Genomic DNA, 23,897 nt, shown 5'->3' on the forward strand with positions numbered 1-23,897 from the left:
CACGACAGACATTTACACAACCTCCATTGGCGCTCCAGGTATGGCGCGCGACATGGCGAGTCAAGCGGTCATTCGAGCTGGTGCGGAGCTTGTTTACGGGTTCTTGGCGGCCCATCGACGAGCATTGACGCTTCGTTTACGGGTACGGCTCGGGCGCTGGGTGAAAGGATGCCGTCAAGGTAGGGGGTCAACCCGTCAACACACCGTAAAGATCCAGATAGGCCGCCGATACGGGAGTAGAAATTCATCGACCGGCCATGCGGGGGATGCCAGCGCGACCGGGGTCCTATTGGTCGGTGAAAGGATCGTCATGTCGGCTGTCACGGTCGCGGTGCTCATCGGATTCGTCTGTTGCGCGCTGATCATTCGCGCGCTGTCGATAATGGGTCAGCGGCAGGATTCGGAGATCGCGACGGAACGGGTTCGGATCTTCGGCGACACGCCGTATCGCGCGATGATGGACGAGTGAAACGCGGGCAACTGCGCATCTACCTCGGTGCGGCACCGGGGGTTGGCAAGACCTACGCCATGTTGGGCGAGGCCCATCGCCGACTCGAACGCGGCCGCGACGTGGTAGCTGCGGTAGTGGAGACACACGGCCGAGCCAAGACCGCGGAACTGCTGGCGGGCATCGAGCGGATTCCACCGCGCATGGTGGCGTATCGCGGGACGACACTGCCCGAGCTCGATGTGGAAGCTGTGCTGCGCCGCGCACCGGCCGTGGTGCTGGTAGACGAACTCGCGCACACCAACGCCCCGGGTAGCAAACACGGCAAGCGCTGGCAGGACGTCGAGGATTTGCTGGCCGCGGGCATCGACGTGATCTCGACGGTCAATGTGCAGCATCTCGAGAGCCTCAACGATGTCGTCGAGCAGATCACGGGCATCCAGCAGAAGGAAACCGTGCCCGACGCGGTGGTGCGCAGCGCCGACCAGGTCGAGCTGGTCGATATCACGCCGGAGGCGTTGCGGCGCAGGCTTTCTCACGGCAACGTATACGCCGCCGACAAGGTCGACGCGGCGCTGCGCAACTACTTCCGGCCCGGCAATCTCACCGCCCTGCGCGAATTGGCGCTGCTGTGGCTGGCCGACCAGGTCGACGCGGCACTGGCGAAATACCGGGCCGACCACAAGATCACCGAGCTGTGGGAGGCGCGCGAACGCGTGGTCGTCGCGGTGACCGGCGGTCCCGAATCGGAGACGGTGGTGCGCCGGGCCAGCCGTATCGCCACCAAATCCAGCGCCGACCTGGTCCTGCTGCACGTGGTGCGTGGCGACGGACTTGCCGGAGTATCGACGGAACGGCTGACCCGGCTGCGGGAATTCGCCGCGAGCCTGGATGCCTCGCTGCATACGGTCACCGGTGACGATGTGCCGAATACGCTGCTGGAATTCGCCCGCGAGGTGAACGCGACCCAGCTGGTGCTCGGCACGTCCCGGCGCTCACGCTGGGCACGCATGCTCGACGAGGGGATCGGCTCCGCCGTGGTGCAGGCATCCGGCAAGATCGATGTACACATGGTCACGCACGAGGAGGCCAATCGTGGGCTGCGCCGCTATTCGCTGATGCCGCGCCAGCCGATCCGCGCATGGCTCGCGGCGGTGCTGGTTCCGGCAGCCGTCTCGGTGATCTGTTCTTTCCTGGACGGCTATCTGCAGCTCGGTGGGCTCAGCGCGGTGTTCTTCATCGGCGTCGTCGCGGTGGCGTTGCTCGGTGGCGTTGTGCCCGCGGCACTTTCGGCGCTGCTGTCGGGCATGCTGTTGAACTGGTTCTTCGTCGATCCGCGCTACAGCCTGACCATTGCCGAACCGGACAGCTTCATCACGGTGGTGGTATTGCTGATCGTCGCGGTGGCGGTCGCCGCGCTGGTGGATGTGGCAGGCAAACAGACCAGGCAGGCGCGTCGAGCCTCCCAGCAGGCCGAATTGCTGACCCTGTTCGCCGGAGCCGTGCTGCACGGTGCGGACCTGCCCAAGCTGCTGGAGCAGGTCCGCGAGACCTACGGACTGCGCGCGGTCAGCATGCAGTTCGGCGACGAGGTGATCGCTGCGGTCGGCACGAGTCCGCCGCAGCGAGCGTCCGAGGCCGAGACCGCGATTCAGGCGGGCGATGCGACGAGCTGGCTGCTGTTGGCCGGACGGCCGCTCGCCGCGGTCGACCGTCCGGTGCTCAACGCGGTCGCGAACCAGGCGGCCGGGCTGGTCCGGCAGTCCAGGTTGGCCGAGGAGGCCAGCGCCGCCGCCGCCCTGCTCGAGGCCGACCGATTGCGCCGGGCGTTGCTGTCCGCGGTGAGCCATGATCTGCGCACGCCGCTGGCCGGCGCCAAGGCCGCGGTTTCCAGTCTGCGCAGTGACGACATCGAGTTCTCGCCCGAGGACACCGTCGAACTGCTGGAAACCATCGAGGAATCGGTGGATCAGCTGACCGCGCTGGTCGGCAATCTGCTCGACTCGTCGCGCCTGGCGGTCGGCGTGGTGCAGCCGCAGTTCCGTCGGGTGTACATGGACGAGGTCGTGCATCAGGCACTGGTGAGCGTCGGGATGGGTGCGCGCGGGCTGCGGCGTGCGGCGATGGATCGGGTGAAGGTGGAGGTCGGCGAGGTCTCGGTGCGGGCGGACAGCGGCCTGCTCGAGCGGGTGCTGGCCAATCTGATCGATAACGCGCTGCGGCATTCGACGCGCGATACGCCTGTGCGGGTCACCGCGGAACACGACGGCGAGCGGGTGTCGATTGCCGTGATCGATGTCGGTCCCGGTGTTCCGCCGGGCACCGAGGAGCAATTATTCGAGCCGTTCCAGCGGCTCGGCGATCGTGACAACACCACGGGTGTCGGGCTCGGCCTGTCGGTGGTGCGCGGTTTCGTCGAGGCGATGGGCGGCACCGTGCACGCCGAACCGACACCGGGCGGAGGATTGACGATGATCGTGGACCTGCCTGCCGATGAAACCGAGGTGAGCAGCCGATGATGAGCACAACGACACCGCGGACCGCACAGGAAGTCGTAATGACCGACAAGAAGCAGGAAGCACCGTCGACCAAGGTGCTTGTGGTCGATGACGAACCGCAGATCGTGCGCGCCCTGCGCATCAATTTGTCGGTGCGCGGCTATGAGGTGATCACAGCGGGGACCGGCGCGGCGGCATTGCGCGCGGCGGCCGACAAACATCCCGACGTGGTCATTCTGGATCTGGGTCTGCCCGATATGGACGGCATCGAGGTACTGGCTGGATTGCGCGGCTGGACCGCCGCCCCGGTGATCGTGCTCTCGGCTCGCACCGATTCGACCGACAAGGTGGAGGCGCTGGACGCGGGCGCGGACGACTACGTCACCAAGCCGTTCGGCATGGATGAGCTGCTGGCCCGGCTGCGGGCCGCGGTCCGGCGCGGCGCGACCGATACCGATGCCACCGATCCGGTCGTGGTGACCTCATCGTTCACCGTCGACCTCAGCGCGAAGAAGGTCACCAGGAACGGTGAAACGGTCCACCTGACCCCGACCGAGTGGGGCATGCTCGAGATGCTGGTGCGCAACCGCGGCAAACTCGTCGGGCGGCGCGAACTGCTGCGTGAGGTGTGGGGGCCGTCGTACGCCACCGAAACGCATTATCTGCGGGTGTATCTCGCGCAGTTGCGGCGCAAGCTCGAAATCGACCCGTCGAATCCGAAGCATCTGCTGACCGAGGCCGGAATGGGGTACCGCTTCCAAGAGTGATGTCTGGGAGATCACCGGCGATTCGCGGAAGGGCTCGGGCACGTGCCGCGTTGGCGGGGGTGAGAGTTCCGTTTCGAGAATGGCAGGATCGTGACCATGGCTGACCAGACCACCGCATCCGCGACCACCACCACCGCCGCCGCGACCGAGCCGACCACCCTGTGGGTCGAGCGCACCGGGACCAGGGCGTACACCGGCCGCAGCTCGCGCGGGGCCGAGGTATTGATCGCATCGCAGGGCGTGCCAGGGGCCTTCACCCCGGGTGAGCTGCTGAAGATCGCCCTTGCGGGCTGCTCCGGACTGAGCGCGGACTTCCCGCTCTCGCGCAAGCTCGGTGACGCCTTCGACGCGACCATCCGCGTCTCCGGCGACGCCGACCGCGAGAACGAGGTGTACCCGCAGCTCGACGAGGTATTCGAGCTGGACCTCAGCGAATTGGACGAGGAGGCCCGCGAGCGGCTGCTGGTCACCGTGCAGCGCGCCATCGACAAGGTCTGCACCGTGGGCCGGACGCTGAAGGCTGGCACCAAGGTCACGCTGACATTCGATATCGACGCCATCGACGCGTGATGCCGGAATCGGTTCGGCTCAGCGCGTGGGTGCACGGCTTCGTGCAGGGCGTCGGCTTCCGCTGGTGGACGCGCTCGCGGGCGCTGGCGCTCGGATTGGCCGGAAGCGCCACCAATGCCCGCGACGGTCGGGTGCATGTGGTGGCCGAAGGTCCGCGACCCGCGTGCGAAATGTTGCTGGATCTTCTGCGTTCTGGAGATACTCCTGGTCGGGTCGACCTTGTTGTGGAAAGCTGGGAGCCCGCGCGGGGAGATTTGTCCGGATTCGAGGAGCGGTAGTGGTTTCGACGACCGAGCGATGTGATCGTTGAGTACGGGAGGTCCGGGGGCGGGAGACGACCTGGGTCGGACTGCGCCCGATCCGGAGTCGGGGTCGTCTACGTCCGCGTCCGGCGGCGACGCAGGCTCTGAAGCCACACCGCCGCAACCGCTTTCGCCTGGCAGTGGGTCCGGTTCGGCGGATGCCGGGTCTGGTTCGGCTAGCGGTGGATCTGGTTCGGCGGGCGCTGGGGCCGGTTCGCCGGGCGGCGGCTCCGGTGCGGCGGGTGCTGGATCTGGTTCGGCGGGTGCGGGGTCTAGCCCGGAGGGCGGATCGGGTTTGCCGGGTAGCGGATCTGGTTCCACGGATGCCGGGTCCGGCGCGGACGGCGGGCCTGTTTCGCCAGGTGGTGGCCCTGGCCCTGGTGCGCCGGGGGACGGGCCGGTTCCGCCTGGCACCGGGCCGCGGCGGTTCGGTACCCCGCCGCAAAGGGGCAGTATCCAGCGCCAAGAGGCCGGTGTCACTCAGCCGCGTCCGCCCACGGTGGCCGAGGCGCGGGCGCGTGACAAGGCACGTAAGCGCGCCGAGGAGGCGCAGCGGGCCGCTACGGCCGCCGCCGAGCAAAAGAAGCGCACTCGCAAGCGCGTACTCATCGGCGGTGTCGCCATCGTCGGTGTCGCGGGTCTGGTCGGTGGCGGTTATCTCGCATATCGGGCGCTCACCAAACCCGATCAGGTGACTGCGTATTGCACCGTGATCGATCAGAACGGTCAGGAGGTCGTCGCGCCCGACGACGACTGCGAGGTCGCCTCGACCGCTGTCGGATCCGGGTCGACCGGCGCGTACACCGGTACCAACGGGATCTTCATCTACAACGGGCACCAGTACCGCTATTACTACGGCGGCAACAACACCGTCGGCAAACCGCCGAGCGGCGGAACCACGGTGCAGCCCAAGGGCGCTCAGATCTCGACCAAGAGCGGCAGCACCGTCACCCGCGGCGGTCTCGGTACCAGCAGCAAGAGCAGCGGGGGTTCGTAATGCGACGCGTGCGCGCCACACCGCGGCCCGGCTGGCAGCAGATCATCGAGGGCCAGGGCCTGGTCTACGGCTCGCCCGGCCGTGATGCGAGCGGTCTGCCCAGGCCGTACTGGGATGAATCGGTGTATTACGAGTTCGAGATGTCGGAGATCCTCGCGTTGGAGGCCGATGTCGAACTGCTGCATTCGATGTGCCTGAATGCCGTCGAGCATGTGGTGCTCACCGAGCGGTACAAGGATTTCGGTCTGCCCGAATGGAGTTGGGGGCCGATCGCGGAATCCTGGAAGCGCAATGACCCATACGTCTATGGGCGCTTCGATCTGCGCTACGACGCGCGCCGCCCTGCGAAACTGTTGGAGTACAACGCCGATACGCCGACCTCACTGCTGGAGGCGGCAATTGTGCAGTGGCACTGGCTCACCGCGCTCTACCCCGACGGCGATCAGTGGAATTCCCTGCACGAGAAGCTGGTCGAGCGCTGGACCGAGCTGCGCGACATCCTGCCCTCGGCGCAATTGCATTTCACCTGGTCCGGCGCGGATGCCACCGGCGAGGACAATGTCACCACCGCGTATATGCAGGAGACCGCCGCCGAGGCCGGATTCGACACCATCGCGCTACCGATCGAGGAGGTCGGATTCGACAGCGAGCTGGAGCGTTTCGTCGATCTGGCCGAAGGGCCGATCGATGCGATCTTCAAGCTCTATCCGTGGGAGTGGGTGCTCGACGACGATTTCGGTAAGCGCGTGGTCGCGAGCCTGCCGCAGACCATGTGGGTCGAGCCGCTGTGGAAGACCCTGCTGAGCAATAAGGCGATCCTCGCGATCCTGTGGGAGATGTATCCCGGGCACCCGAATCTGTTGCCCGCCTACCTCGATCAGCCCAATGAGCTCACCGAATACATTCGCAAGCCCAAGCTCGGGCGCGAGGGCGCGAATATGACCATCGTCGGCGCGGGCCTGGAGACGGCCACCGGCGGGGTCTACGGCGAAGAGGGTTTCGTCTACCAATTGCTCGACCCGCTGCCGGAATTCGACGATATGCGCCCGGTCCTCGGTGCCTGGATCGTCGGCGACAACGCGGCCGGACTCGGGATTCGCGAAACCGCCGGATTGATCACTGACGACGGCTCGGCCTTTGTCCCGCACCGCATTACGCAGTAACTACGCGACCTCACCTCGGAAGGATCACGATGACCGCAGTTGCCCTCGAATCGGGTTACTGGAACTCGCTCGGCACCGGCGTTGGAGCCATCGTTCTCTACGCCATCGTCGGCTTGGCCCTCATGCTCGTCGGCTTCTACGCCATCGATCTGACCACACCCGGCAAGTTGCGCGCGCTGGTCGCCGCGGGTAAGCCCAATGCCATCATCGTCACGGCAGCGGGCATGGTCAGCATGGCCTTGATCGTGGTGTTGGCGACCTATGCCTCGGCGGGCAAACTCTCCGAGGGCCTCATCGCGGCGAGCGTCTACGGGTTGGTCGGCATCATCGCGCAGGTGATTTCGGTGCGGGTCATCGAGCGCGCACTCGGCATCGATATCGGCGCGGCGCTGGCATCCGATGTCTACACCACCGAGGTTCTCGTGGTTGCCGCGGCGCATTTCGCGCTCGGTCTGGTTGTCGCCTTCGCCATTCTGTAGTTCTTCGGGTGCAATCCCGGTGCGGCGGATCACACTGAAATCCGATATTCCGGCACTGGCGAAAGGTTCTGGCACCCATGGGAACACTGGATAACAAGGTCGCGATCGTCTCCGGCTCGGGGCGCGGCATCGGGCGGGAAATCGCGCTGAAGCTGGCGGGGGAGGGCGCGAAGGTAGTGGTCAACGACCTCGATGCGGAACCGGCCAAAGACACCTTAGCGGCCATCGAAGCCGCGGGCGGACAGGCGGTTTCGTGTATCGGCAGCGTCACCGACGACGATTTCGCCGAACGTTTCGTGCAGACGGCCGTCGAGGCGTTCGGCGGGCTGGACATCATCATCAACAATGCGGGATACACCTGGGATTCGGTGGTTCAGAAGATGACCGATGAACAGTGGGACGCCATTCTCGACGTCCATCTCAAGGCGCCGTTCCGGATTCTGCGTGCTGCACAGCCGGTGATCAGCGGATTGGTGAAGCAGGCCAAGTCCGCCGGTGAGCCGGTGCCGTGCCGCAAGGTCGTGAACATTTCCTCGATGGCAGGCACCGGCGGCAATGCCGGACAGGCCAATTACTCGTCGGCCAAGGCGGGCATCATCGGACTCACCAAGGCGATCGCCAAGGAGTGGGGCCGCTACAACGTGACCGTCAACAGCGTTGCCTTCGGCATGATCAAGACCCGGCTCACCGAAGCCCCGGCCGGTGGCTCGACCATCGATGTGCAGGGCAAGGAGATCAAGGTCGGTGTGAATCCTGATCTGCTCGCGGCCATCGAGCACATGATCCCGCTCGGTCGCGCCGGTACACCGGCCGAGGCGGCAGGTGCGGTGTATCTGCGTGCCTGCCGGAATCGGATTACGTCAGTGCGCAGACGCTGGTCTGTGGTGGCGGATTCAACATCTGATCTATCGGATATCGGATGTGTGCGCCCGTAATCGGTTGAGCACGTTCCGGTTCCGGTCGGGATCGAGGGCGATTGTGGCGACCCATACATGAGCCGAGACGGTGCCCTCGTCGAAGCGGTCGATCCATGCGCGGATCGAGTCGGTGCCATCGAGCGTGTTGCTCTCCCATACCGTTGGTCCCAGCTCCGGCATGTGTATATAGAGCGCGGATGTGTATTCGCGTCCGCATGCGTCGAAAATTGTTGCCGCGCAGATTTCGTCGGCGGTCGGGCGTTCGCGCAATCGACCCGCTGCGGCGTAGACATCGAATGGACGCCCGAGACCGAGCAAGCCGAGTAGTTGTCCGACGTCAGGGTGCGTGACTCCAAGAACTCGTTGTTTCACTCCGGCTGAGTGGATGCGTTCCCTACAGGGTGTGAGAAGGCTGCGAATTCACCAGACCATAGGCACATGTGCCCGGACGTCAGTTGTCGTAGGAGGCAACTCCTACGGGCCCAACCCCCAGGCAGAGGTCGAGTCCTGGTGTGCGAGGACTGATTCGGAGCATGGACCCACTGCCGACCACGCGAAGGTAGACGCTGCTCAACCCCTTGCGAACCGGCGCGCCCACGGGCTCGCCGTGTTCGAACGAGACGGTAATCCGTCCGTCTTCGTTGGCCAGATAGTTGAGCTGCACAGTCCATTCGTGTTCGAGCATCGGTCCGTCGAGCGGAATATCACTCGGCTGCGGCCCCCGTATCCGATACCCACAGCCCTGCTCAGGCCCAGGCAGAATACTGCGATTCCACCAAACCGCCGCCTCGACGATTTCCCCACTATCAGTAATCATCCGCAGCCGCGAAGTCGAATCAGCAAAGGTGGTCGGCTTCGTAACCGGCGCAAGCACCCGACTGACCAAATTCTGCGGATAAGCCGTCGGATTCAACACATCCCACGGCACCTCCTGCTCCAGCAACGGCACCCCATCACTCCCCGCCAGCGCCCCCGTCACATTCGTCACGTACGTCCTCGTCGGATTAACTCGCCAGGACTCGACAAACGACGCGGTAGACCAAAGACTGCTGACCAGAAATACCACCCCGAACACAGCCGCGGCCCGCGATCCAGGGATGAAACCCTGGTCGCGCCCACCCAATACCGTTCTGCGCCTGCCTGTTCCGAGAACCCATCCGGCCAACCGGCCGCTCGACCCCGCAAGCAACACAGAAGCCCGCCCCCGTGACATCCCTATCTCGCCCCGCAAATCGCAAGCCGACGCAGGAGCTTCACTGCACATCACAGTTGCAGTGCCTCCCGGATCGGGACCCACTACGGCGGTGCGGTCATGTGCCACAGCTGCGTCCCCCCACGAGTCGGGAGGAGGCGTGGGTGCACGCCCATCCAGCTCGGTCGCGTCTTCTCGCAGATCTGCCCGATACGCGGGTGCGCGGTCCTGCGGCGTAGTTGCGTCGCCGCGCGAATCGGGGTGCGACGCCGCAGCGTGGTCATGAGGGTTGGTCGTGTTGTGTTGCGAGTCGGCAAGCACCGCAGCAGCGTGGCCACGTGACGTGCTCGCCACGCCGCGCGAATCGGGAGCCTGGCCGTGTGGGACAGCCGCTTCCTCTCCAGGATCGGGCGCCGCCGCCGCAGCGTGGTCATGAGGGTTGGTCGCGTCGTGTTGCGAGTCGGGAAGCACCGCAGCGGCGCGGTCGTGGAGACCGGCAAACAGCACACGAATGCGCCCTCGCACGGCTGGAGTGCGGCGACGCGAATCCGCGAACGGCACAGGAGTTCGGCCGGGGAGCGGCACGCGTATGAGATCGCGGAGACCGGGAAACAATTCAGCGGTGCGGCTGCGCTCATCTGGAAGCAACTCGGGAGTGTGGTCACGCGGTCGGGCACGCAATATCAGCGCACCCGCTGCGGCCAACACCACGGCGATATCGGCGAAGTAGCGCAGGGACTGCATGAGTTCGGCGGCGGTGTTCGGTCCGCTGCGGGCTAGCGCGACCGGCAACTGCGCGACGAGCACGTACGCCGCCGCTGTCACCCACACCGGTCCCACACGAAGCCGCGCCCGCAGCGACAGCAGCACCAGCGCACACAATGCGACCCATGCCGCCACGACCGCCCAACTCGGCGGATCCGCCCACGGCGTAGACGGCAGCCAGCGCTCCCAACTCCACGGTCCGCCGAACAGCGTCGGCACAATCCCCAATGACGTTGCGCCGGGCAATAAGTCGCGCAATTCCGCCGGACTTGTGTGCACCGCCGAAACATTCACCACCGTCAGATATCCGGCCAGCCAACAGGCGATCACCACACCGGATCCGCCCCACAGCGCCGCCCCACGCCGCGCCACGCCCCCCACCGCGGATCCGAGACCGTCGACGTGCCGAACGAGCACCGCAACAGCGAACGCGGCGAACGGAACGATCACCGACTTCTCGAAAAACAGCAGTGCCACCCCCAGCACCACGACTCCCGATACCGCATACCGCCGCCGCCCCGTCTCGACCAGCCGCATCGCATCACCGATCACCCACGCGAGCGCGAATTGCAGCGGCAGCGCATTGAGCGCAGCAGCCCACCACGCGAACGCCGGAAGCGACAGCGGACAAAACAGATAGAACCCCAGCGGCACCAGAATCGCCCACCGCACCCCCATGAGCACGACCAGCATCCGCACTACCGCCACCGACGCCGCCAATTGCAGCACCACCAGCGAAACCACCGGCCCAGCCCACGTCAACGGGGCAACCGCAGTCACCACCCAAGCCGTAGCGAACGCCAACGGCATGAAATGCCCATCGTGGTTGTACAACAGCAAGTCCGCAGACCACAGCGAATAGCTCCCCGCCCGCCCCACCAGAATCAGATCATCCCAATAAAAAAATCCACTCCCCGCCACCCACCCCCGAACCACCAACTGCACCACCACGAGAAAGGCCACCGCGCCGAAAACACCCCGCCCCACCGCACCCACCCGCACAGGCGCGACGTCGACCACCTCCGGCACCGCGACGGCATCCATACCACCCCACCGTAGTATCCCCCCTCACACACCCGACACCCTCGCCCCCCCCCGGAGCTGGACGGGCGATCAGGTGGAACTGGCGGCGGCAAAACGCGAAGCCCCCGCCACCAGTTCCACCTGATCTTGATCGGTCAGCGCGACGGGGCGGGCTTGGTTATGCGCCGAGGGCTCGGGCCAGGTGGGGCCAGGAGTCGTGGAGGTCGGTTTCGAACTGGCCCCAGGTGTGGGAGCCTTCGGGGCGGTTGACGTGGATGGCGGGGAGGCCGAGTTCGCTGAGCCGGTCAGCGAATGCATCGGTGCACGAGCTGGCGATGGCTTCGACCGGCGGGAAGCCTAGTCCGCCTTCATCGATCGCGCCGGGGGCTCCTGTGGCTGCCGAGAGGTAGATCGTCTTACCTGCCAAGGCACTCGCATTGGCGAACGCGTCGTGCATCCGCCAGATCCCTTGGCCCAGTTCACCCCACATGTTCACCGGATTGGCACCGCCGCGGATCACCTGCGCGCTGACCATCGCGACTCCGAGCGCATCCGAAGTCCACGGACATCCGCTGTAGGCCGCCACCGCGCTGTACACATCGCGCGCCTGGATCGCCAGATCCACCGCCGACCCCGCGCTCATCGACACACCCGCGATCGCATTGCGTCCGGTGCTGCCGAGCCGGGTATCGAGGACGGCCGGAAGTTCCCGGGAGAGATAGGTCTGCCACCGGTTCCGGCCGACCGCCGGATCGTCGTTGAGCCAGTCGGTGTACAAGCTGTACGCGCCGCCGATCGGCATCACCACGTTGACGTGTTTATCGGCGAAGAACTCCCGGACATCCGTATCGTCCCACCACGAGATGCCATCGGTGCCGCCACCGATTCCAGTGAGCAGATACAGCGTCGGCGCAGGACCACCCGCGGCTCGAATCACCCTGTTGCTCACCACCCGATCCATCGCGGGGGAGTAAACGTCCACTTGCGAAACCGAACCGTCCAGCGGCGTCTCACCGACCACTTGCGGCGCCGCAACAGCAGCAGGACACACAGACAGAACAGAAACTGCGAAACCGGCCACCAGCACACCCACGAGCGAGGCCAAAACCCTTGAAGCCCTCACCATTCCGCAATACCACCAATTATCAAGCCGCAAACCCAATGCATACCAACATCTTCGGAATACACCCCAAAACCACCCACTCCACGCCACCACAACCCCAGGACTCATCGTCGCCCATCCCCGGTAATCGTCCAAGGCAGCTCGGTCCCACACTCGCCCCGCTCGGCGTCCCTTTCCGAGCCGCCCCACCCGCGCCCTCTGTCGTCGATAATGTACTGGTGGAGTGGGTATCTCGCTGTTTGCCTCCACCAGCGCATGGTGATCAAGTGCCCCACTCCCTGCCCCTCGACGTCGAGAATGCTTTGGTGCAGAGGGGCTCTCGGGTGTTTGCCTGCGTCAGCGCATAGTGATCGGGGGTCCAAGTGGGGAGCAAAGGTGCGAAGGCTCGAGGAGGGGGCAGCGATCGAGCAATGGTTCCAGGGCTCGATCGCTGACCGTGGCGGGTGTCAGTTGGTGTGGCGTCCGAATCGGCCCGATTCGAAACCTGCCAGCATGCGGAAGGCGAGTACGGCGCCCCACGGGCCGATGACCCAGATCGGCCACGGGTAGGTGAATTCTCCGACGCTGATCGAGATCGCGGCCCAGATGGTGAGCACCAGCACGCTCACTCCGAGCCACGAGGTGCCTTCGATCTGCTGCCAGATCGGGAAGCGATTCATCGAATTCTTCTGTACGGCAGACTCTTTCGGCAACTTCGGCAGATCCGACAGGACCAGCTGCAGATCGTCGCGAACGCCGGTCTCATAGACGCGGGCGACGCGCTGATCGTATTCGGCAAGGTCGATCCGACCGTCTGCCATGTGCCGTCCGAGCAGCCGCACAACCTTCTCGCGCTCCGCATCGGAGGCCCGAGTACCAGGCGAGATTTCCATGTCCAGTTCCTAACGACTAGTTCCATATTCCACATTGGAAGGTGAAATCAGGATGCACCCTCCAATGTGGAATGTCAAGCCTTCGGGTGAGGTAGCGATTGTGCTGGCCATCACCGACGAGTACGAGACTTCGGCCGCTGCCGTGGCCTGGACGCACTCTGCACTGTGTTCGGCCGATGACCTGCAGAGACGCCTGGTCTGCACGGTCAGTTGCCTCAACACCGATGAGTGCTGGAGGTGGGGCTGTCGCCGCCTCGATGAGGTGGGCTATGCCGCGATGAGATGGGCTACTGTGCGTCAACTGCCGCACGGCCGATGACCTGGGTGATGTCAGACCGGTGCCGGGTTCACCACTGTGCCAGTTGTTTTCGCCCGCTCGGCCAATGCGGTTCGCCGGGGTGTGCGCGGGATTGCGCATGCCGACGGGTATTGATGTTCGCTCCGGCGACAGCTCGGACTGCCGTAGATCCACGGGGTTCCCGGCGATACGCCAGCTCGTCTCGGTTTTTTAGCTCTGGATGTCGCCTATGACCTGCGGTGACGTCGGTCAGGTGACTCGTCCTGCCGCCCCTGCGGTTCGCGCCGTCGGCGAGGCGATTCGCTGGGGTGCGCGCCGGATAGCACGTGCCGGTGTGCGCCGGAACCTTCGTCCCCGGGCCGACCGGTGGGCTGGCGATAGTCCACTTGTTCCCTGAGGCGGGTCGCTGGCGGTTCGTTCCAGCGATCGCTCGACGGCTCCGACCACCGTGGGTCTACAGGGGTTCCGCGGCGGCCGTGCGTCGGTGCGCCCAGTTCGTCGCGGGGCGACTCGGCGCGGCGTCGTTCAGGTTGTGTACCTCGGCTTGTGGACGGTTCGTCCGAGCCCTCACCTGAAGGCTCGGATCGAGGGAAATCCACGCGGGCCGCGCGGCGGGCGTGTGTTGGTGCGCCTGGTTCGAACGGTGGTTGATCGCGGTGTCGGGTCGGTGACGCGCCACGGCTGGCGGCCGACGGATCGATCCGGCTACCGGGCTCGTAACGGGATGCTTCCGATGGTCGGGTGGAGCGTGCTGGTGGACCATCCCACTGGTTGCTTGGTGGTACGTCCCAACTGTCGCTCGATGCGTCGTCCCGCTGGTCGTTTGGAGGTGTGTCCAAGTGATTGCTCGGTGCTGTGCCGCGATGGTCGCTCGGTGGTGCGTCCCAATGGTCACTGGGTGGTGCGTCCCGGCGATCACCCGGTGTTCTATCCGCATGGGGGTCCGACTCCGCATCCCACCGATCGCTCGCTCTTCGGCGCGTCTTCGACGGCTGGTCGCGGCGTCGGGTTGGTGGTTCGTCGTAGCGTTTGGCTGAGTGGCGAGGGTCTTGGGAGTCCGAGGCCCGGCGGCGGGTGGGGGCTGGAGTGTCCCGGCCGGGCGGTTCGCGGCGGCTCGAGCGGCTGGGGCGGGGCGGGTCTACCGGATTGTGGCGCTTGCTCGATAGCTTTTGTGCCCCAGTGGATTCACGGGATGATTCGCGTTGGGGACCTTCGGGCTCGACCACCGGCAGCTCGCGGGTGATGCGGTGGGAGGTATCGCCGCGCTCGCGGAAGGCGGCGGGGATGCCCTGGTTGTGCAGCCAGGCGCCGGGGTCGTACCGGCCTTGGCGGTCGAGATCGGGGACCGTGCGTTCGAGGAGGTCGAGCAGGTCGCCCTTGCCGCCGCCGAGGGCGGAGCGGATGTCGGGGAAGGTGGTGGCCCGGAAGGCCCAGTCCCATTCGTAGGCCGGAGAGGTGCCGCCGGCGTCGTGGCCGTGGAAGACGAGATCGCCGGAGCGAGTGATGCGGGCCCGCACCGAGATGTCGTCGGATTCGATGAGGAAACCGCGGATATCGGTGCGGGCGCGGGTCGCGGCGTGGTCAGCGGCCTTTATCTCGAACCAGGCGGTCGTGAGGCCGGTGAGCGCGAGTCCAGCGGCGAAGGCGACCTGCACCCAGACATCGGACAGATCGCTCTTCCGGCTGACCTCGCAGGCGTACAGAAAAACCAAGCTCCCCACGACCAGCGTCCCGATGCGCGTCAGCCGCAGCGTCGTCGCATGGCGAACTAGACCGAGCACGCTGCTGGTCTTGTCCGACATGCTCTGCACTCCCGAACTAACGGTCCGCTGGCGAATCAGACTGGATCGTATGCGCCCCGGCAGCCCGGCGATACCGCAAGCACAAACCGGTCAGTTCGGTGGAGTCGGAATGTCCGCCAAGCAGTGGAAGACGCCGCCCGGCGTGGTGATATCGCAGCGCACCCGGTTGCGTTCGAGTCCCGGACCAGCGCCGGGTCGACGAACTGCGAAGGGCAGGTGCTCAGCTTCGAAGTCGAGTCGGAACCCCTTCGCCGAGCCCGGCGACATTGCGGCACTTCTGCCTGTCTGGAACCACGTGCCGCTCATCGCTGCGCCACCGCCACCACACCCTGAACGCCCGAGGTGCGAACACCGACAAGGGATGCGAAACTGACGCGCGGCCAGCAAATGTGGAGCACACGGAAATGCGGGACATCGGGCGCCGAGTCGATAACCTACGGAGGTATCCGCCCGCTTACGGGGTAACCGTTGCCAGACGGATACCATGGCTGGTCGCCCCGAGTGGACGACGAATTGTCCGACCACCGCGCAGGGAAGGGGCGTCGAATTTGCACCTGAAGAGTCTGACGTTGAAGGGTTTCAAGTCCTTCGCGTCCGCGACGACCTTGCGTTTCGAGCCGGGCATCACCTGTGTGGTCGGCCCGAACGGCTCGGGCAAATCCAATGTCGTCGATGCGCTCACCTGGGTGATGGGCGAACAGGGTGCGAAGGCGCTGCGTGGCGGCAAGATGCAGGACGTCATCTTCGCCGGTACCTCCGGACGCGCGCCGCTGGGTCGCGCCGAGGTCACGCTGACCATCGACAACTCCGACGGTGCGCTGCCGATCGACTACGCCGAGGTCTCCATCACCCGGCGCATGTTCCGCGACGGCGCGGGTGAATACGAGATCAACGGCAGCTCCTGCCGCCTGATGGATGTGCAGGAACTGCTCAGCGACTCCGGCATCGGCCGGGAAATGCACGTCATCGTCGGACAGGGTCAACTCTCGGCCATCCTGGAATCGCGTCCCGAGGACCGCCGCGCCTTCGTCGAAGAGGCCGCCGGTGTGCTCAAGCACCGCAAGCGCAAGGAAAAGGCGGTCCGCAAACTGGAGGCGATGCAGGCCAACCTCGCCCGCCTCACCGACCTCACCACCGAACTGCGCCGCCAGCTCAAACCGCTCGGCAGACAGGCCGAGGTGGCTCGCCGCGCCCAGACCGTCCAGGCCGACCTGCGCGACGCGCGCCTGCGCCTGGCCGCCGACGACCTGGTCACCAGGCGCAATGAGCTGGAGAGTCAGCAGAGCAAAGAGGCGTACGCGCGCGAACAGCAGATCACGGTGCAGACCGAACTCGATGCCGCGAATGCCGCACTGGCACAGCAGGAATTCCAGCTGTCCCGGCTGACGCCGAGCGCCGAGGCCGCCGCGCAGATCTGGTTCCAGCTGTCCGCGCTGGCCGAGCGCGTCAATGCCACCATCCGAATCGCGGGCGACCGAGCCCGCAACCTGCACACCGAAATGCCCGTCGGCAGCGGCCGCGATCCGGAGCAACTCGAGGCCGAGGCCGAACGCGTGGAGGCCGAGGAAGCCGAACTGCGCGAGGCAGTCGAGATCGCGGCCGAAACCCTGGAGGCCGCGCGCGAGGCCCTCGCCGAACGTGAGCAGGCCGCGAAGGCCGCCGAGCAGGCGCATCTGGCCGCGGTGCGCGCCATCGCGGACCGTCGTGAGGGGCTGGCCCGGCTGTCCGGTCAGGTCGAAACTTTGCGCACCCGATCGCAGTCGGTGGATGCGGAGATCACCCGGCTCACGGTCGCGATCGGCGAGGCCCGCCTGCGCGGTGAGGCAGCCCAGGCCGAATTCGATACGGTCCAGGGCGAACTCGGTGAGCTCGAGGCCGGTGAGACCGGCCTGGACGCCCAGCACGAGCATGCGGTGCAGGCCCTCGCACTGGCCGATCAGCGCGTCACGGAACTGCGCGAACAGGATCGCGACGCCAGCAAACGGGTTGCCTCGCTGAGCGCCCGCATCGAAGCATTGGGCATGGGTTTGGCGCGCAGAGACGGCGCGGCCTGGCTGGTCGAGAATCGCGCACACGGCCTGCTCGGTCCGCTCTCCGGGCTGATCCGAGTGCACGGTGGTTTCGAGGCCGCGGTCGCCGCGACCCTCGGACCGCTCGCCGACGCCGTCGCCGCAGATACCGGAGATTCCGCACACGCCGCGGTGCGGGCGTTGAAGGAAGCCGACGGCGGTCGTGCCGCGCTGGTCTTCGATGCCGCGGCTGCGCCGATCACGTCCGACGGCGGGTTGCCCGGCGGAGCGCGCTGGCTGGTCGACGTGGTCGACGGACCGGACAACGTGCGCGGCGCCATTGCCGCGCTGACCGCAGGTGTTGCCGTGGTCGACGATCTCGCCACCGCCACCGAACTGGTCCGGGAACGGCCGGAACTGCGGGCGGTCACCCGCGACGGCGATCTCACCGGAACCGGTTGGGTGCTCGGCGGATCCGATCGCGCACCGAGTCAGCTGGAGATCCAGGCCGATATCGATACCGCCAAGGCCGATCTGGTCGCCGCGCAACGCCGCGCCGAAGAACTGGAGGCGGCCCTTTCCGGTGCACTTGCCGAACAAGCCGACCGCAAGGATGCCGTCGACCAGGCACTGCTCGCACTGCACGAATCCGATCAGGCCCTGGTCGTGATCTACGACCGTCTGGGCAGGCTCGGCGAGGTGGCGCGCACCGCCCAATCCGATATCGACCGGCTCACCGGCCAGCGCGCGGAAACCGAGTCGGGCCGGGAAGAGGCGCTGGCGGCGCTGGCCGATCTCGAAGAGCGGCTGCGCCGCACCGAACTCGAATCCGAGGTCGACGACGACGGCATGGGCGCGGCGGGCACCGAATCCGCCGGCCGCGACCGCGAGGAAGCCGCCGCCGCACTGGCCGAGGCGCGGTCCATGGAAGTCGAGGCCCGCCTGGCTGTGCGCACCTCCGAGGAACGCGCGGAATCGGTTCGCGGCAAAGCGGATTCGCTGCGCCGGACCGCCCGCGCCGAACGCGAGACGAGGGCCCGCGCCGAACGCGCGCAGGCCGCGCGCAGGCAGGCCGCCGAAGTCGCCGCCGCCGTTGCCGAATCCGGCGCCAAGGTCGCCGCGGAGCTGGAATCCGTTGTGGCGCAAGCGGGTGCGCGCCGTGACGAACTGGTGCGCCGCCGTACCGAATGCGCCACCCAGGTCGAGCAGATCAAGGAGCGGGTCCGCGCGCTGACCACCCAGCTGGCCCAACTCACCGACGCCGTGCACCGCGACGAGGTCGCCAAAGCCCAAGCGGCACTGCGCATCGAGCAGATCGAGGCGACCATCGCCGAACAGTTCGGCATTGCACTGGCCGATCTGATCGCCGAATACGGTCCGGATGTGCCGATGCCGCCATCGGATCTGGAGTGGCAGGAGTACGAGCAGGCCAAGGAGCGCGGCGAGCAGGTCACCGCGCCCGCACCGATGCCGTTCGACCGCAAGTCCCAGGAGCGCCGCGCCAAGCGCGCCGAGAAGGACCTCGCCACCCTCGGAAAGGTGAATCCCCTTGCGCTGGAAGAGTTCGCGGCGCTCGAGGAGCGCTATAACTTCCTCGCCACTCAGCTCGAGGACGTCAAGAACGCGCGCAAGGATCTGCTGGAAGTGGTCGCCGAGGTGGACGCGCGCATCCTGCAGGTCTTCACCGAGGCCTACGAGGACGTCGAGCGCGAATTCGTCGGCGTTTTCGCGAAGCTGTTTCCGGGCGGCGAGGGCAGGCTGGTGCTCACCGACCCATCGGACATGCTGACCACCGGTATCGAGGTGGAGGCCCGCCCGCCCGGCAAAAAGGTCAAGCGATTGTCGCTGCTGTCCGGTGGTGAGAAATCGCTGACCGCGGTTGCCCTGCTGGTGGCCATCTTCCGCGCCCGCCCCTCGCCGTTCTATGTGATGGACGAGGTCGAGGCCGCGCTCGACGACACCAACCTGCGCCGCCTCATCGGCCTGTTCGAGCAGCTGCGCGAGAAGAGTCAGCTGATCGTCATCACCCACCAGAAGCCGACCATGGAGATCGCCGACGCCCTCTACGGCGTCAGCATGCGCGGTGACGGCATCACCCAGGTGATCAGTCAGCGGCTGCGCGGAGAGACCCTGACTCCGGTCGGCGCGGCCAGCTGAATGTAAGGCCCCTTCACGATCCTCTTGTGATCGTGGCCTTTTCGATTCCGCGTTGTTGCCCGACGCCGACGCCCGCCGAGTACGTTGCGAAATATGGGCGGGAGGGTGGCGCTGGTAGTCGGCTCGGAGTGCACAGCGCTGCCCAGGTTGGGTTTCACCGACGACCTCGCCAACGGCCTCTACACCGAACTGCGCGAAATCGGTGGCTGGCAACCGGCCACCGGCACCGACGGCCCGCTGCTCGATCCGACGATCGACGAATTGGTCTGCGCGGTGGACGAAGCCTTCGACACCGCGTCGAATCGGCAAGCGACACTGCTGATCAGCTTCGTCGGCCACGGCATGACCACCGCCGCGGAGAACTTCTACCTGCTCGCCCGTGACTCACCGCGGCTGCCCAAGCTGCGCAACGCCTTTCACCTGACACAGGAAATCCAGGAGCGACTGAACAGTGCCGCGACACTGGACGGATTGATCGTCTTGATCGACGCCTGCGAGACGGGGGAGGGGGTGCGCGGGGCCGCCCGGCGCTGGCCGGAGGCCTCCGGCCCGAACGGGCGCGTCGAACTGCTGGTCGCCACCGGCAACGGACCCGCCTATTTCGGCTGTTTCACCAGGACGATCATCACCACCTTCGGCAAAGGGGTACCGCACGGCGGCGAAAGTCTGCTGCCCTCGGATCTGGTGCAGCCACTGCGCCAGTGCCCCGCGCTGGAGCCGCAGTCGTTCTCGTTCACCTCCGGAATCCGCACAGCCAGCAGCGATCCCGGGCTCTGGCTGGTGCCCAATGCCGCCCGCCGTGAGGACGCGGTCAGCGGCACCGCCGCGGCCGGTTTCATCGACCAGTTGATCAACGGTCTGGTCATTTCGGAGCCATTGCGGGAGCGGCTGACCCAGGTGGTCGACTCCGGCGAGGAACGGCTGCGCGGTGTGCTCGGTCCGGCGGGCTGCGGTAAATCGACGCTGCTCGCCACGCTGATCCGCCCGGGCTGGGTGGATACGCTGCCGATCAAGGCCGAATACGTCACGGCCGCCATATTTCTCGACGTCACCAGCTCCATGGAATCGTTCACCGCCGAGCTGGCCAAGCAGTTGGGCAGCAGGCTCGACGGTTTCAAAGCCGCGACGCGCATGGTCGAATTCGATCTGGCCGAGCAGGACAGTCGTGGGCTCGATCTTTTCGAGATCAGGATTCTGCAGCCGCTGTCCAGGCTGCGTACCTCGAAGCCGGTGCACGTTCTGGTCGACGGACTCGATCAACCCAAGCGCGGCAGCCGTACGCTGCTGTCGTATGCGGTCGCCGAGCTGACCCGTCGCCCGGAGCTCGCGCACGTCCATCTGATCGTCGGGATCCGTGAGGGCACCGGCATCGAGAATTCGCCGCGACTCGCCCATATGCGCCGCATCGAACTGCCCGCGCCGACGACTCCGGATATCGCCAATACCGTCGCGGCGGCACGCGGCCATACCGCGCATACGAATTGGCGCGAATGGATCGACGGCCTGCTGCAGCAGACGCCGACGGGCGGCTGGCTGCTGGCGCGCCTGCTGATGGAAATCCGTTCCGATATAACCGCTTCCGATCTGAAGCGGGGAATCGGCATCGATACTCTGGTGTCGCGACGGGTCCGCGACGTCGTCGACAACACGGATTCGGCCACGGGCGCAGCGGTATACGCATTGCTCGGCATTCTGGTTGCCGCCGGTGCCGGGCCGGTGCTGCCGCTGGAGCTGCTCGAGCGCGGTCTGGAATTCCTCGGTATCGAGCTGAGCACCAACCGGATTCGCGATCTGGTCGTCCGGTTGGGAGTGTTGGTCAGCCGCGGTCGCCCTGGCACCGAAGGCGAAACGCTGGGATTGGCGCACAACGCCTTTCGGCGCTCCCTGATGGTCGCCGGGCAGCCGGAATGGCGGCGCGATGCGCATCGGGCGCTGGCCGAGGTGATCGATGTGGATGCGGGCTCGCCGACACCCGCACCACAGATCACCGATTACGCGCGGCGATCGGCGGTGCGCCACTATCTCGGCTACGGCGATTCGGCCGCCGCGATGGCTTTCCTGGAACGATTGAACACCCCGCGAGCAGCGGATAATCGTGATCTGTGGGCCGCCTGGATACCGTCCTTCGAATCCGCGGTCGGCCCCGATCACTCCGACACTCTCACCGCCCGTAACAATCTCGCCTTCTGGCGCGGGGAAAGCGGCGATCTGGCCACCGCCATCACCGAGCACCAGGAGCTACTCGCCGAACGGATACGCGCGCTCGGTGCGGACGATCCGGGCACCCTCACCATTCGCACCAACCTTGCCCGCTGGCATGGCGAAAGCGGTGATTTTCGCACCGCCGTAGCCGAATTCGAGCAATTGGTCGCCGACCGGACCCGGCTGCTGGGCGTCGACGACCCTGCGACGCTGCGCACCCGGGGTGACCTCGCGCATTTTCGTGGCGAACAGGGCGAAACCGCCCAGGCCATCACCGATTTCCAGCAGCTGCTCGCCGACCGGCTGCGCGTCCTCGGACCGGATCATCCCGACACGCTCACCGCCCGTTATGAACTCGCGTACTGGCGCGGTGAGAGCGGCGACCTGGATGCCGCCATCATCGAGCTGCACCAACTGCTCGTCGATCAGCAACGCATTTCCGGCACGGCCGATCCGGCCTTCTTCAAGACTCGCCATCACCTGACCGAATTGCATGCCGAGAGCGGCGATCACATGCGCGCCATCACCGAATTCCAGCAGCTGCTCGCGGAACAGGAGCGGGTGCTCGGTCCCGATCATCCGCATACTCTGATCACGCGCAACGATATTGCGCGCTGGCGCGGTGTGAGCGGCGACCACGCCACCGCCATCGCCGAATTCCAGCAGCTGCTGACCGATCGGACCCGTATTCTCGGTCCGGAACATCCGCAAACGCTGCGCACTCGCAACAGCATTGCCTATTGGCGTGGCGAAAGCGGCGAACACCACAGGGCCATCGGCGAATTCCGTCAGCTGATCGAGGACGAGTGCCGCATCCTCGGCCTGGATCAGCCGCTCACCCTGAAGTCACGCCACAACCTCGCCCACCTATATGGCGAAATCGGTCACTACCTCACCGCCGTCGCCGAATTCGAGCAGGTGCTCCCGGCCAGGATCCGGGTCCTCGGCCCCGATAACCCGCATACCCTGCGCACACGTCACGAACTCGCCTTCTGGCGTGGGGAGAGCGGCAATCCGGCCACCGCGGTGCTGGAGTACCAGCAGCTGCTGGCCGACCGGCAGCGGGTTTTGCCGATCGATCATCCCGACACCTTGCGCACCCGGCACGCGGTCGCCTACTGGCGCGGGGAGAGCGGTGACCCGGCAGCGGCCGTCGCCGAGTACCGGCTGCTGCTGCGCGATCAACTGGCCATCCTCGGCCCGGAGCACCCCGAAACCCTCAGTACCCGGCACTGTCTCGCATTCTTCCTCGGCCAGAGCGGCCAGATCGCCACGGCCGTCACCGAATACGAACAACTGCTCGACGACGAGCGCAAAGTGCTCGGACCCTTGCATCCGGAAACCCTGCACACCTGGCACCGCCTCGCGCTCTGGCGCGGTGAGAGCGGCAATACCGCTGTCGCGCTCGCCGAACTCGAGGAACTGCTCCCGATGCGGCTGCGCATCCTCGGTCCCGACCATCCCGATACATTGCGCACCCGGCACAATCTGGCGAAGTGGCGCGGTGAGGCGGGCCAATACGCCACCGCCATAGCCGAATACGAGGAACTGCTGGACGACCGGCGGCGCATTCTCGGCGCCGACCACCACGACACGCTGACGACTCTGCACAACCTCGCCTACTGGCGCGGTGAAAGCGGTGATCCGGCCGCGGCGGTCATCGAATTCGAGCATCTGCTCGTCGACCGGGAGCGCGTACTCGGACCGGACCACCCCGACACCCTGCGCACCCGTGCGAATCTCGCGCACTATCGGGCCGAGAGCGGCGATATCGCCACGGCCCTTTCCGAATTCGAGTACGTCTTCGTGAATCGCATCCGGGTGCACGGACCCGAACACCCCAACACCTTCCGCACCCGCCATGACATGGCGTGTTGGCTTGGTGCGCAAGGTGATCCGGCCAGCGCGGTCGAGCGCCTCGAGCTGCTGCTCACCGATCGCGTCCGAGTGCTCGGCGATGACCATCCGGATACGCTGTTGAACCGAAACGAATTGGCTCGCTGGCGTGGTGAATCCGGCGATCCGCAATCCGCCGTGCGCGATTTCGAGCAATTGCTCACCGACGAATTTCGAATATTCGGCCGGTCCCATCCGCGTACCCTCAGCACCCGCTTCCACCTGGCGCACGCCCGCGACTCCGCGGGCGACACCGTAACCGCCGCGACCGAATACGCAGAACTCCTGGCGGACCAGCTTCGTGTTCTGGGTCCCGAACACCCCGATACCCGTCGTACCCGAGCCGCCTGCCCCAATGGAAAACCTTCACCGTCTCGTCGGGATCCGCACTAGACGAGTAAGTCCGAAGTCCCCGTG

Annotated in this window: 15 protein-coding genes and 1 pseudogene; 12 read left to right on the plus strand and 4 right to left on the minus strand. The window is 66.1% G+C overall.

Features of this window, described 5'->3' with window-relative positions:
- Window positions 1-310 precede the first annotated feature (310 nt).
- From ACQPZ2_RS12165 to ACQPZ2_RS12205, 9 genes and pseudogenes are all read left to right on the plus strand, one after another.
- On the plus strand, window positions 311-469 hold the full coding sequence (locus ACQPZ2_RS12165) for a hypothetical protein (RefSeq protein ID WP_327101156.1): 159 nt from the start codon (window positions 311-313) through the stop codon (window positions 467-469).
- Window positions 466-2,967 (plus strand): ATP-binding protein, encoded by a 2,502-nt coding sequence (locus tag ACQPZ2_RS12170; protein ID WP_433525630.1) that lies wholly within the window; start codon window positions 466-468, stop codon window positions 2,965-2,967. The genes ACQPZ2_RS12165 and ACQPZ2_RS12170 overlap by 4 nt, the downstream gene beginning before the upstream one ends.
- 38 nt (window positions 2,968-3,005) lie before the next feature.
- Window positions 3,006-3,713 carry a response regulator gene (locus ACQPZ2_RS12175; protein ID WP_063042916.1) on the plus strand — a complete coding sequence of 236 codons (708 nt, stop codon included), beginning with the start codon at window positions 3,006-3,008 and terminating at the stop codon, window positions 3,711-3,713.
- 96 nt (window positions 3,714-3,809) lie between these two features.
- Window positions 3,810-4,283, plus strand: coding sequence for an OsmC family protein (locus ACQPZ2_RS12180; protein ID WP_433525631.1), 474 nt, complete (start codon window positions 3,810-3,812; stop codon window positions 4,281-4,283).
- A complete protein-coding gene (locus ACQPZ2_RS12185; RefSeq protein WP_063042866.1) occupies window positions 4,283-4,561 on the plus strand; it encodes an acylphosphatase in 279 nt (92 codons plus the stop codon). The genes ACQPZ2_RS12180 and ACQPZ2_RS12185 overlap by 1 nt, the downstream gene beginning before the upstream one ends.
- A gap of 523 nt (window positions 4,562-5,084) precedes the next feature.
- Complete coding sequence (locus ACQPZ2_RS12190; RefSeq protein ID WP_245721000.1) at window positions 5,085-5,582, plus strand: hypothetical protein; 498 nt, start codon at window positions 5,085-5,087, stop codon at window positions 5,580-5,582.
- Window positions 5,582-6,745: a glutathionylspermidine synthase family protein gene (locus ACQPZ2_RS12195; protein WP_433525632.1), complete on the plus strand. Its 1,164-nt coding sequence runs from the start codon at window positions 5,582-5,584 to the stop codon at window positions 6,743-6,745. The genes ACQPZ2_RS12190 and ACQPZ2_RS12195 overlap by 1 nt, the downstream gene beginning before the upstream one ends.
- A 29-nt stretch (window positions 6,746-6,774) precedes the next feature.
- A complete protein-coding gene (locus ACQPZ2_RS12200; protein ID WP_063042863.1) occupies window positions 6,775-7,224 on the plus strand; it encodes a DUF350 domain-containing protein in 450 nt (149 codons plus the stop codon).
- A gap of 77 nt (window positions 7,225-7,301) precedes the next feature.
- A pseudogene (locus ACQPZ2_RS12205) lies at window positions 7,302-8,128 on the plus strand (SDR family NAD(P)-dependent oxidoreductase).
- A gap of 1 nt (window position 8,129) precedes the next feature.
- Here ACQPZ2_RS12205 and ACQPZ2_RS12210 read toward each other — a convergent pair.
- The 4 genes from ACQPZ2_RS12210 to ACQPZ2_RS12225 form a co-directional block, all read right to left on the minus strand.
- Complete coding sequence (locus ACQPZ2_RS12210; RefSeq protein WP_433525633.1) at window positions 8,130-8,513, minus strand: hypothetical protein; 384 nt, start codon at window positions 8,511-8,513, stop codon at window positions 8,130-8,132.
- 79 nt (window positions 8,514-8,592) lie between these two features.
- Window positions 8,593-11,142: a hypothetical protein gene (locus ACQPZ2_RS12215; RefSeq protein ID WP_433525634.1), complete on the minus strand. Its 2,550-nt coding sequence runs from the start codon at window positions 11,140-11,142 to the stop codon at window positions 8,593-8,595.
- Window positions 11,143-11,299: 157 nt separating this feature from the next.
- Entirely contained in the window at window positions 11,300-12,244 is a 945-nt protein-coding gene (locus tag ACQPZ2_RS12220) for an alpha/beta hydrolase (RefSeq protein WP_433527400.1), read from the minus strand.
- Between the two features lie 446 nt (window positions 12,245-12,690).
- The gene (locus ACQPZ2_RS12225; RefSeq protein ID WP_433525635.1) at window positions 12,691-13,116 is read right to left on the minus strand and encodes a DUF1707 SHOCT-like domain-containing protein; all 426 of its coding nucleotides are present in this window, start codon (window positions 13,114-13,116) and stop codon (window positions 12,691-12,693) included.
- A 1,500-nt stretch (window positions 13,117-14,616) separates the two neighbouring features.
- On the opposite strand from ACQPZ2_RS12225, the gene ACQPZ2_RS12230 reads away from it, so the two are divergent.
- The 3 genes from ACQPZ2_RS12230 (at window position 14,617) to ACQPZ2_RS12240 (ending at window position 23,873) form a co-directional block, all read left to right on the plus strand.
- Entirely contained in the window at window positions 14,617-15,186 is a 570-nt protein-coding gene (locus ACQPZ2_RS12230; RefSeq protein WP_433525636.1) for a hypothetical protein, read from the plus strand.
- A gap of 578 nt (window positions 15,187-15,764) precedes the next feature.
- A complete protein-coding gene (smc, locus tag ACQPZ2_RS12235; protein ID WP_433525637.1) occupies window positions 15,765-19,382 on the plus strand; it encodes a chromosome segregation protein SMC in 3,618 nt (1,205 codons plus the stop codon).
- A 93-nt stretch (window positions 19,383-19,475) separates the two neighbouring features.
- Entirely contained in the window at window positions 19,476-23,873 is a 4,398-nt protein-coding gene (locus tag ACQPZ2_RS12240) for a tetratricopeptide repeat protein (RefSeq protein WP_433525638.1), read from the plus strand.
- Window positions 23,874-23,897: the final 24 nt, after the last annotated feature.

Origin of the sequence: Nocardia pseudovaccinii, assembly GCF_050942345.1 — a bacterium.
Classification (GTDB): Bacteria; Actinomycetota; Actinomycetes; order Mycobacteriales; family Mycobacteriaceae; genus Nocardia; species Nocardia pseudovaccinii.